The sequence below is a fragment of the Aeromonas sp. QDB14 genome (assembly GCF_027707845.1).
GTDB classification, from domain to species: Bacteria; Pseudomonadota; Gammaproteobacteria; order Enterobacterales; family Aeromonadaceae; genus Aeromonas; species Aeromonas caviae.
Genome location: NZ_JAPCJD010000041.1, coordinates 26,727 through 36,353 on the forward strand (window position 1 = coordinate 26,727; position 9,627 = coordinate 36,353).

Genomic DNA, 9,627 nt, shown 5'->3' on the forward strand with positions numbered 1-9,627 from the left:
TGTTTATGGCGCCGTTTGATAAGCCCGGGATCGGGGCGCGCGCTGCGACAACCTCTGCCCGAGTGAGCCCCTGCGCCGCCATCAAACCTGACGCGCCACAACAACTTGTAATAGAATGACCCCCTGTCTTCTCTTACTTCAGACCCGAACCGCACCGCGCATGAAGAAGTTTGCCAAGATCCTGCTCGCCTGCCTCTGCCTGTTGCTGGCCTCCATCGCCGCCCTGCTTGGCTACAGCGAGTGGACCGTCTCGGACGCCCGTCACTACACCTATGACGACGTCAACGCGGTGCCCTACAACCGGGTCGCCCTGGTGCTCGGCACCTCCAAATACCTGATTGGCGGCAGCCCGAACCACTACTTCAAATACCGGATCAAGGCCGCCGCCGAGCTCTACAACAACGGCAAGGTGGACTACATCCTGGTCTCCGGCGACAACGCCACCGTGCAGTACAACGAACCGCGCCAAATGCGGCGGGCCCTGATCCAGGCCGGCATTCCGGCCAGCGCCATCTACAGCGACTACGCCGGTTTTCGGACTCTGGACTCCATCATACGTGCCAAGGAGGTGTTCGGTCAGGCCCACTTCACCGTGGTCTCCCAGGCCTTCCACAACGAGCGAGCCATCTTCATCGCCCGCCATTTCGGCATCGAGGCGGTCGGCTTCAACGCCGTGGATCCCAGCGCCTATCAGGGCATCAAGACCCGGGTACGCGAGGTGTTCGCTCGCCTGATGGGGCTGCTCGACCTCTACGTACTGGACAAGGGGCCCAAGTTCCTCGGCGAGCCCATCGTCATCGGCGCTCCCGTTCCCTGCCAGGCGTTGAGCACCATAGGGGCAAGCCAGCCCTGCCTGCCCATTGCACCGCCCCCTCATCAGCCGAAGGCCAAGCAGGCAACGGCCGTGAGCGCTGCAACAGCCACCAGTGCAGCGGCTGCAACCAGCGGTGCACCAGCCACCAGCGCAGCCGTGCCGAGCGAAGCAACACCCGTGGATAATCCGGCTGCCAGCAGCGCGCCGACCCCTCAATAGCAGAGACCCGCCAACAGGCGGGTCTCTTTCATCAGGTGAAATGGGGCGTCAGGCCCTTGCCGCCACGTAACGCCGTGCCACCTCATCCCAGTCGATCACGTTGTAAAACGCGGCTATGTAGTCGGGACGCTTGTTCTGGTACTTGAGGTAGTAGGCATGCTCCCACACATCCAGCCCGAGTATGGGGGTGAGCCCCTCCATCAGGGGGCTGTCCTGGTTCGCGCTGCTCACCACCTGCAACTTTCCGCGCCCATCGACCACCAGCCAGGCCCAGCCGCTGCCAAAACGGCTCAACGCCGCCTGGGTAAAGGCCTGTCTGAAGGATTCCAGCCCACCCAGATCCCGCTCGATCGCTGCGGCCAGCTCGCCGTCCGGCTCGCCGCCGCCCTGCGGACTCATCACCTGCCAGAACAGGCTGTGGTTGGCGTGACCGCCGCCGTGATTGCGCACCGCCCCCTGCACCTGAGCCGGCAGGCTGTCGATACGGGCAAGCAATGCCTCCAGCGGCAGGGCAGCCAGCTCCGGCAGATCGGCCAGGGCGGCATTGAGGTTGGTGACATAAGTCTGATGGTGACGGCTGTGATGGATCTCCATGGTCTTTGCATCGATATGGGGTTCCAGCGCGTCATAGGCGTAAGGAAGGGCTGGCAGGGTATGGCTCATGTTCATTGTCTCTCCTGTTGGGCTCAATGCAGTTGATGGGCAGAGCCGGTCTGACACAGACATTGACCCAGGCTGCGCTGGATGCCGTCGTGATGACCGTGTTTGCCCAGAAAGGCGAGCAGCTCGGTACGGGTGCTGCGGGCGTGGCGAACAGCCGCCTCCCGCAGGGCAGCGGAACTGGTGGGGGACTGGCTGGTGGCCAGCAGGCAATCATGGATGTGACACAGCAGGTCGGCGGCCCGATCCGGCAGGGTCATGGCCACCAGCAGATCCGCCAGGTTGTGATGGGCCACCACCAGGGCCGCCACCGCTTCGTCGGCATCGTGCCACTCGGCAAACTGCTGGCGGGCAAGCCACAGCGCCTGCTGATAGCAGTCGAGCGCCCTGGCGTACTCCCCCGCATCGAAATGGCGGTTGCCACTCAGGGTCTGCGCCTTCCAGTGCGCCATGCTGCTGTCCGCTCCGGTGGTACCGACCCACCCCTTCACCCAGGTTCCCGTCATGACTCGACCATTCAAATGATAATAATTATTATTTAACTTATTTGATGAGCAGACACAAGGAATAGTTGGTGCCGCCTTTTTTGCCCATATGGGTAGGGTTTTTCTGCAATCCCCGGTTTAGTGATCCCATCCACAGATACATTTGAGTTCAGCCACCATGCTGCCGGTACTGGCATGAGGCCGGTGGCTGCCCGGTGACGACCCCCGGTGACGACCAGAGTGCAGCCGGTTTTTTCACAAGGAAGGTGAAGATGAAAAGATGGCTATTGATGCTGTTGTGCGCCCTGCCCATGCTGGGTCAGGGGGCCGGTTATACCCAGACCCGCTACCCCATAGTGCTGGTGCACGGTCTGTTCGGTTTCGACAAGCTGCTCGGAGTCGATTACTTCTACGGCATCCCCCAGGCCCTGACCCGGGATGGCGCCAAGGTTTACGTGGCCCAGGTCTCCGCCACCCAGAGCTCGGAGCTGCGCGGTGAACAGCTGCTCAAGCAGGTGCAGCAGGTGCTCGCCATCACGGGGGCGGAGAAGGTGAACCTCATCGGCCACTCTCACGGTGGCCCCACCATTCGCTACGTCGCTTCGGTCGCCCCCGAGTTGGTCGCTTCCGCCACCAGCGTGGGCGGGGTCAACCATGGCTCGGAGATCGCCGACCTGGTGCGGGCCAAGGTGACGCCGGGCTCGGCGGCCGAAGGTCTGGCGGTGGCCGCCGCCTCGGCCCTGTCCGGGGTCATCTCGCTGCTCTCCGGGGGCAGCCAGCTGCCGCAGGATCCCCTCGCAGCCCTCGACGCCCTCACCAGCACCGGCGCCCAGCGCTTCAACCAGCGCTATCCGGAAGGGCTGCCGAGCCAGCATTGCGGTGAAGGGCCCATGCAGGCCGCCAACGGGGTCTACTACTTCTCCTGGAGCGGACGCGGCACCATGACCAACATCCTGGATCCGGTGGATCCGGCGCTGGCGCTGACCGGCAGCTTCTTCAAGGAGCCCAACGATGGCCTGGTCGGAGTATGCAGCAGCCACCTCGGCAAGGTGATCGGCACCCACTACCGCATGAACCATCTGGACGAGGTGAACCAGTCGTTCGGCATTCGCCACCTGTTCGAGACCGACCCGGTCAACCTCTATCGCCAGCACGCCAACCGCCTGCAGAGGCTGGGACTATGAACAGGGCATGGCTGATGGCTGCTCCGCTGGGGGCGGCCCTGCTGCTGGGGGGCTGGCAGTATTGGACCTCCGCTGACGCAACCGCCCCTTCGCCGCAACATGCAGGGCCCGCTTCCCCTCTGGTCAGGCAGGCCGCACCGCCGTCGGATAAGTCCTCGCTGCAGGCCCGTCATGAAGCCTTTCTCGGGGCCGAGGGCAGCCTGACGGTGCCGGCGGATCCGGGCCTCGCCAGCTTGCAGAAGCTGTTCGACGAGCGCGAACAGTTGCGCAGGCAGCGTTTCACCCCGGTCGAGCAGGAGCAGCTGTTTGCCGAGGACAGGCTGATGGAGCAGTGGACCCTGCGCCGCAAGGCGCTGGCGGAGTCCAGCGATGCCGACAAGCCGCTGCTGGCGAGCGAGCTGGAGCTCTGGCTGGCGGAGCAGCCCCAGTGGTTTCGGGAGGCGGAGGCCAACAGCCGCCTGCTCGGCGATCTGCAGGCTCTGGAGCAACTCCCCGCAGTAGGGCGTGACGCCGCACTGCGCGAACAGTTGGGACCGGAGGCGGCAGACCGGTTGCACCAGCTGGCAGAGAGCCAGCAGGGGTTCGAGCAGCAGTTGGCCGGCTATCTGGCCGAGATCAGGCCCCTGCCTGCCGAGGCCCGTGCCAGCCAGCAGCCGGAGATCCTGGCACGCTGGTTCGAGCCCGGTCAGTGGCGACGGGTGGAGGCCCTCACCCGGCTCACCCTGGGCGAGCAGTAACCGGCATGAAAAAGGGGCCCGCAAGTGGGCCCCCATTCTTTGACGCTGCCGCCCTTACTGCGGCTTGTTGGCCCCCGGCAGCGGCTGCCAGGTGAGGCGAGTCACCCGGTTGCCCTGCACCTCGCAGGTGAGGCAGAGATCCTGCCACCCCTTCTCCTGGCGCAGGGAAACTTCTCCCTTGATGCCCTCTGCACTCCTCTTGAGTTTGGCCGGCTCGAAGGTCACCTTGTCACCTCCGGCAAGCGCCATCAGCTTGCCATTGCAGAGCCACTGGGCGAGCTCGGCCCCCTTGAGCTTGACGCCCCCCTTGTCAGCCTTCTCCTCGGCGGTGCTCGGTGCAAACAACCCGCCCAGCTCGGCCGCCCGTCTGGTCAGCCAGGCTTCCCGCTGCTGCATGCTCATCTTGCTGACAAACTCCGCAGGCTGCCCCTTGTCGTCCAGCCATTGGGTCAGCTTGCCACTGTCATCGAAGGCGAACTGAGCGGCGGGCTCCTTCACCCCGAACAGCTTGCCGCCCTTGAAGTAGTAACGGCTCTCCCCTTCCTGTTTGCCCTGCTCGTTCAGGATGGGCACGGCGATGATGACGGGCGTGCCGTCGACCCAGGCCTTGATGTCAACGCCATCGTGGCTGAACAAGCGGGTATCGAGGGCGCTGTCGGCCCCCTTCTCCATCAGGGTGAACTGCTCGGCCAGGGAGGCGGCGAATGAAGGCAGGGAGCAGAGTCCCAGTCCCAAGCCGAGGCTCAGGGCGATCGCGGTTGTGCGCATAAGTGTCCTGTGGTGGGCCCGAAGGCCGGATTAACTCTCTACCAGCCAGACCCTCAGTCCCTCCCGGTGAGCCTCGCTCAAAGGGATGGACTGCCGGGTCCGGTAGTCAAAATGGATCAGGGTCGTCTCGGCGGTCACCGCCAGCTCGCCGCCCTGCCAGGCTTCCTGCCAGAGCGTGAAGGAGCTGGTACCGATACGCCGCACGCCGGTCTTGATCGACACCATCTGGCCATAGAACAGCTCCCGTTTGAATTGCACCGTGTAGCCCGCGATGATCAGATGCCAGTCATGCACATCCAGCTCAGGCGAGAAGAGGCGAAACAGGGGATCACGGGCCGATTCAAACCAGACCGCCGGCACCGTGTTGTTGATGTGGCCGAGGGCGTCCGTCTCTTGAAAACGGGGTTGGATCTGCATTTCCAGCATGGATGTCGACTCCTTGTCGTAGGACCGCGCACAGGCTAGCGCGCCAACCCGTCCGACTCAAGCGTCCCTGCCTGGGGGTGAGAGCCACCGCCGGTTTCCGGCTCCTGCGCCACCTGCTCGGGCTTTAACCAGGCGCAGCGAAAATCGAACCAGCCAAGGGCCGTCATGCGCACACCGTGCACGCCGACCCGGCTCTCCAGCTCCAGCCAGTGATGAAACAGCGGCACGAACCAGCTCTGGCGCTGCACCTCGGCCAGCAGGGCGCGGGGGCCGGGCTCTTCACCATGGGCGCGCCACTGCGTCAATCCCTGCCACAGGGCCTGCTGGCCGCCCCACACCCGGCGCAGCAAGGGGGTGCCCTGAAGCCAGGCGTAAGGGGCGAAGGCGTGCTCATGCTCCAGGTTGAGGGTGCCGAACCAGAGATCAACATCTTCATCCTCCCCGCTCACCCAGCGCCCGTAGTCCAGGGTACGCACCTCGAGCTGGATCCCCTGCTCTGCCAGCAGGCTGCTCATGGCGCTGGCGCACTCGTTGAACTCCAGATGCTGGTTGAAGCAGGCCAGTACCAGCCGCGCTGGCAGGCTGACCGGGCCGGACTCGGGAAGAGGCAGGCTCTCGCGCCAGTGGGGCAGGAGACCCAGCGCGCTGGTCCAGCCCCGCTGCAGCTCGGGCGCCACCCGGGCCATCAGGGCGATGGGGTTGAGCAGCCGGGTCAGCCACTGGCGCAGGGCCGGGTCCTGCAGGGGGACCGATCTGTCGTCCTGCAGCAGGAAGTAGCAGCCCGACTCGAGTTCGGACTCCCCGCGCATGGAACCAAGCTCCGGGGTGTCGCTGCCCAGCCTGACGTGGCTCTCCAGCCGTTCCGCCAGCTCCGGCAGCATCCAGATGTCGATCTCGTCGAGCAGGGCCCGCAGTCCGAAGTAGTCGTCGAATGCTTCTAGGCACAGGTGCAGGGGATCGTTGGCACTCACCCGATAGGGGCCGGTGCCCACCGGCTGCAGGGCGAAATTCGCCTCCCCCTTGAGCTCCCGCGGCAGGATGGCCGCCACCGGCTCGGCCAGCAGGTGCGGCAGCAGAGGATCCGGGCTGTCGAGATGGATGTCCAGGGTACGCGGCCAGCGGCTCTCCAGCCGTGCCAGATGGGCGAACAGCGGGCGATCCCGCAAGGCCTGCAGGCTCTCCATCACATCCTCCACCACCAGTTCGCGGCCATGGTGAAAGCGCACCACGGGGCGCAGATAGAAGCGCCAGTGACAGGGGGCCAGACACTCCCAGTAGTGGGCGAGATCCCCCTCTATTTCCCCATTTTCCTCGTTTCGCCGGGTCAGACCGTTGAAGATCTGGCGGCTCAGGTGAATTTCGGAGCGGCGCAAGGGCGCGGTGGGCAACAGACCGGGCAGGGGCCGGTAGTAGGGCACCCTCAGGATCTGGCGCCCCTCCCGGGTGGCCTGGCCGAGCTGCTCGATCAGCAGCGGAGTGAGCAGATCCAGGCGATCTTCGGCCAGCCGCACCGCCTGCGCCAGCTGGCCCTGACTCAGCAGATCCCGCAATCGGCGCCGGGTCAGGCTCTCCTGGTTGTCGAGCAGGGTGAGGCGGGAGCGCCGCCCCCGCCCTGCCTCCGCCGTCCAGCACAGCCAGCCCTGCCCTTCCATGCGGCGCAGCAGCAGGCGGGCATTGCGGGGGGTGCAGCAGAGCAAGTCCGCCACCTCGGCGAGGCTGATCTCCCGCTCGTCGCAGCCAAGCTGCTGGGCGAGCCGTTGAAATTGCTGATAAAGGCGGCTAGTAGGCATAAAAGAGGAAATCCATTGGCTGAAAGTCATCAGTTTTTACTTCCGCATTTTAGCTCAATACTGCTGGCGAACGTGAGAACCACAGCACAGGAGCACCATCATGAGCCACGCCAACCCCCTCAAACCGAACCGGATCCAGCAAACCCTCCGTCGCTACTTCCTGAGGATCCTGCCCCGCCCTCTGACGCTGGTCGAAGATCCCATGGTGCAGCTCAACCGCCTGATGCAGTGGGATATGCACCAGATAGACGACAGGGAGTATCGCCGCCGTCTCTGAGGTCGCCGTCACAGACGCCATCCGGTCACCGCCATCCCCAGGCATTGCTTTGCCGGAATGGGTGGTTTACATCGGCGCTGGGCCTGATAGATTGGACGTCTATCCATCCATAATGGTGACATCCAACAAGGAGTGTGTGATGAAAGATGCGACCCTGGCCCTGCACCACGGCTTTGCCAACGACCCCACCACCAAGGCCGTTGCCGTGCCCATCTACCAGACGGTGGCCTACGAGTTCGAGAGCGCCCAGCACGGGGCGGATCTGTTCAATCTGGCGGTGCCAGGCAACATCTACACCCGCATCATGAACCCCACCAACGATGTGCTGGAGCAGCGGATGGCCGCGCTGGAAGGGGGCATCGCCGCCCTGGTGGTCTCGGCGGGCTCCGCCGCCATCACCTACGCCATCCAGGCGCTGACCGCCGCTGGTGACAACATCGTCTCCACCCCCCAGCTCTATGGCGGCACCTACACCCTGTTCGCCCACATGCTGCCGAGCTTCGGGGTCGAGGTGCGCTTCGCCAAGGATGACAGCGCCGAGGCCATCGCCGCCCTCATCGACGACAAGACCAAGGCGGTCTACTGCGAGAGCATCGGCAACCCGGCCGGCAACATCGTCGACATCGCCGCCCTGGCCAAGGTGGCCCACGCCCGCGGCGTGCCGCTCATCGTCGACAACACGGTCGCCACTCCGGTCTTGTGCAAACCCATCGAACACGGCGCCGACATCGTGGTGCACAGCCTGACCAAATATGTCGGCGGCCACGGCAACTCCCTGGGGGGCGTCATCGTCGACTCGGGCAAGTTCCCCTGGGCGGATCACGCCGAGCGCTTCCCCCAGCTGACCCAACCCGAGCCTTCTTATCACGGGGTGGTCTACACCGAGGCCTTCGGCCCGGCTGCCTTCATCGGCCGGGTGCGCACCGTGCCGCTGCGCAATACCGGGGCGGCGCTGGCGCCGATGAACGCCTTCCTGCTACTGCAAGGGCTGGAAACCCTGAGCCTGCGCATGGAACGCCACGTGGACAACGCTCTGCGGGTGGCCCACCACCTCAAGCACCACCCCAAGGTGGCCTGGGTCAGCTACGCCGGTCTGCCGGGTCACCCCCACTACCCGCTGGCGGAGAAGTACATGGCCGGTCGCCCCTCGGCCATCCTCTCCTTCGGCCTGAAGGACGGCTACGAGGCGGGCGTGCGCTTCTACGATGCGCTCAAGATCTTCAAGCGGCTGGTCAACATCGGCGACGCCAAGTCCCTGGCCTGCCACCCTGCCTCCACCACCCATCGCCAGTTGAGCGAAGAGGAGCAGGCCAAGGCTGGAGTGAAACCTGAGATGATCCGGCTGTCAGTGGGAATCGAAGCCATCGAGGACATACTGGCGGATCTGGATCAGGCGCTGGAGGCCTGAGTCAATCGACGAAGGAGCGGGCACCACGCCCGCTCTTTTTCATCCATCAGTGAACCTGCTGCCGGGGCGCTGCGTATCACCGCCTTCCGTCACTGCGTCGAGGTTTCCATGATAGTCCTGCACCACCTGAACAAATCCCGCTCCCAGCGCATCATCTGGCTGCTTGAAGAGCTGGGCCTGCCCTATGAGATCAAGGCCTACCAGCGCGATGCCGCTACCTTTCTGGCGCCGCCCGAGCTCAAGGCCGTCCACCCTCTCGGCAAGTCGCCGGTCATCGAGTTTGACGGCCGGGTGCTGGCGGAATCCGGTGCCATCACAGAGTACCTGATCGCCCGCCACGCCCCGGACCGGCTGGCACCGGCCACCGACAGCCCGGAGTATCCCGAATACCTGCAGTGGCTCCACTTCGCCGAGAGCTCCGGCATTCTGCCGCTGCTGCTCGATATGTTCGTGCGCAAGGATGGCAGCCCGATGCGCTTCCTGCCGGACTACGCCAAAGCCGAGTGCTCCAAGGTGCTGGGTTATCTCGATGAGGTGCTGGCAAACCGCCGTTACCTGGTGGCCGATCGCCTCACCGGCGCCGACATCCTGAACTCCTTCCTGGTGGATCTGCTGGCCCAGAGCGGTCAGCTGGCCCAGTTCCCGCATCTGCAAGCCTACTGGCAGCGCCTCAATACCCATCCGGCCCGCCAGAAGGCGGCGGCGCTGGAGCGCGAGCTGGACCGCAGCGCCGAATAAACGGCAGTGCCCGGCGACACCACGCAAAACGCCCCGATGATCGGGGCAATGCTGTTCACTTAAGCGGAGCCGCATTGCGATTTACCGGAAAACGGGTCTTTGATATCTTCACCGCCCTGGG

11 protein-coding genes are annotated in these 9,627 nt (G+C 64.7%); 6 read left to right on the forward strand and 5 right to left on the reverse strand.

Annotated elements, in window-relative coordinates; translation table 11 throughout:
* Positions 1–115: 115 nt before the first annotated feature.
* Positions 116–1,033, forward strand: coding sequence for a SanA/YdcF family protein (locus PG887_RS14020; protein ID WP_270821990.1), 918 nt, complete (start codon positions 116–118; stop codon positions 1,031–1,033).
* Between the two features lie 48 nt (positions 1,034–1,081).
* Here the strand turns inward: PG887_RS14020 and PG887_RS14025 are convergent, their stop codons facing one another.
* Both PG887_RS14025 and PG887_RS14030 read right to left on the reverse strand, forming a co-directional pair.
* Positions 1,082–1,696, reverse strand: coding sequence for a superoxide dismutase (locus PG887_RS14025; RefSeq protein ID WP_270821994.1), 615 nt, complete (start codon positions 1,694–1,696; stop codon positions 1,082–1,084).
* A gap of 23 nt (positions 1,697–1,719) precedes the next feature.
* Positions 1,720–2,145 (reverse strand): hypothetical protein, encoded by a 426-nt coding sequence (locus tag PG887_RS14030; RefSeq protein ID WP_104456048.1) that lies wholly within the window; start codon positions 2,143–2,145, stop codon positions 1,720–1,722.
* Positions 2,146–2,450: 305 nt separating this feature from the next.
* On the opposite strand from PG887_RS14030, the gene PG887_RS14035 reads away from it, so the two are divergent.
* On the forward strand, positions 2,451–3,362 hold the full coding sequence (locus PG887_RS14035; protein WP_199769585.1) for an esterase/lipase family protein: 912 nt from the start codon (positions 2,451–2,453) through the stop codon (positions 3,360–3,362).
* Positions 3,359–4,099 (forward strand): lipase secretion chaperone, encoded by a 741-nt coding sequence (locus PG887_RS14040; RefSeq protein ID WP_104455169.1) that lies wholly within the window; start codon positions 3,359–3,361, stop codon positions 4,097–4,099. The genes PG887_RS14035 and PG887_RS14040 overlap by 4 nt, the downstream gene beginning before the upstream one ends.
* Positions 4,100–4,153: 54 nt before the next feature.
* Here the strand turns inward: PG887_RS14040 and PG887_RS14045 are convergent, their stop codons facing one another.
* Genes PG887_RS14045 through sgrR form a run of 3 tightly spaced genes read right to left on the reverse strand, consistent with a single transcriptional unit; the run spans position 4,154 to position 7,083 of the window.
* The gene (locus PG887_RS14045; protein ID WP_010672732.1) at positions 4,154–4,867 is read right to left on the reverse strand and encodes a hypothetical protein; all 714 of its coding nucleotides are present in this window, start codon (positions 4,865–4,867) and stop codon (positions 4,154–4,156) included.
* Between the two features lie 30 nt (positions 4,868–4,897).
* Positions 4,898–5,293: an acyl-CoA thioesterase gene (locus tag PG887_RS14050; protein ID WP_010672731.1), complete on the reverse strand. Its 396-nt coding sequence runs from the start codon at positions 5,291–5,293 to the stop codon at positions 4,898–4,900.
* A 35-nt stretch (positions 5,294–5,328) separates the two neighbouring features.
* Positions 5,329–7,083, reverse strand: a complete 1,755-nt coding sequence (gene sgrR / locus PG887_RS14055) for an HTH-type transcriptional regulator SgrR (RefSeq protein ID WP_270821992.1) — start codon at positions 7,081–7,083, stop codon at positions 5,329–5,331.
* Between the two features lie 100 nt (positions 7,084–7,183).
* Between sgrR and PG887_RS14060 the strand changes: the two genes are divergently transcribed.
* The 3 genes from PG887_RS14060 to PG887_RS14070 all read left to right on the forward strand — a co-directional run bounded on the left by PG887_RS14060 (position 7,184) and on the right by PG887_RS14070 (position 9,506).
* Entirely contained in the window at positions 7,184–7,360 is a 177-nt protein-coding gene (locus tag PG887_RS14060; protein WP_080988754.1) for a hypothetical protein, read from the forward strand.
* A gap of 139 nt (positions 7,361–7,499) precedes the next feature.
* Positions 7,500–8,768 (forward strand): O-acetylhomoserine aminocarboxypropyltransferase/cysteine synthase family protein, encoded by a 1,269-nt coding sequence (locus tag PG887_RS14065; RefSeq protein WP_119197231.1) that lies wholly within the window; start codon positions 7,500–7,502, stop codon positions 8,766–8,768.
* A 108-nt stretch (positions 8,769–8,876) separates the two neighbouring features.
* A complete protein-coding gene (locus PG887_RS14070; RefSeq protein ID WP_200164299.1) occupies positions 8,877–9,506 on the forward strand; it encodes a glutathione S-transferase family protein in 630 nt (209 codons plus the stop codon).
* Positions 9,507–9,627 lie beyond the last annotated feature (121 nt).

Coding starts and splice junctions, on each gene's coding strand:
- PG887_RS14020 (WP_270821990.1), top strand. CDS start 116: ATGACCCCCTGTCTTCTCTTACTTCAGACCCGAACCGCACCGCGCATG.
- PG887_RS14025 (WP_270821994.1), bottom strand. CDS start 1,696: ATGAGCCATACCCTGCCAGCCCTTCCTTACGCCTATGACGCGCTGGAA.
- PG887_RS14030 (WP_104456048.1), bottom strand. CDS start 2,145: ATGGCGCACTGGAAGGCGCAGACCCTGAGTGGCAACCGCCATTTCGAT.
- PG887_RS14035 (WP_199769585.1), top strand. CDS start 2,451: ATGAAAAGATGGCTATTGATGCTGTTGTGCGCCCTGCCCATGCTGGGT.
- PG887_RS14040 (WP_104455169.1), top strand. CDS start 3,359: ATGAACAGGGCATGGCTGATGGCTGCTCCGCTGGGGGCGGCCCTGCTG.
- PG887_RS14045 (WP_010672732.1), bottom strand. CDS start 4,867: ATGCGCACAACCGCGATCGCCCTGAGCCTCGGCTTGGGACTGGGACTC.
- PG887_RS14050 (WP_010672731.1), bottom strand. CDS start 5,293: ATGCTGGAAATGCAGATCCAACCCCGTTTTCAAGAGACGGACGCCCTC.
- sgrR (WP_270821992.1), bottom strand. CDS start 7,083: ATGCCTACTAGCCGCCTTTATCAGCAATTTCAACGGCTCGCCCAGCAG.
- PG887_RS14060 (WP_080988754.1), top strand. CDS start 7,184: ATGAGCCACGCCAACCCCCTCAAACCGAACCGGATCCAGCAAACCCTC.
- PG887_RS14065 (WP_119197231.1), top strand. CDS start 7,500: ATGAAAGATGCGACCCTGGCCCTGCACCACGGCTTTGCCAACGACCCC.
- PG887_RS14070 (WP_200164299.1), top strand. CDS start 8,877: ATGATAGTCCTGCACCACCTGAACAAATCCCGCTCCCAGCGCATCATC.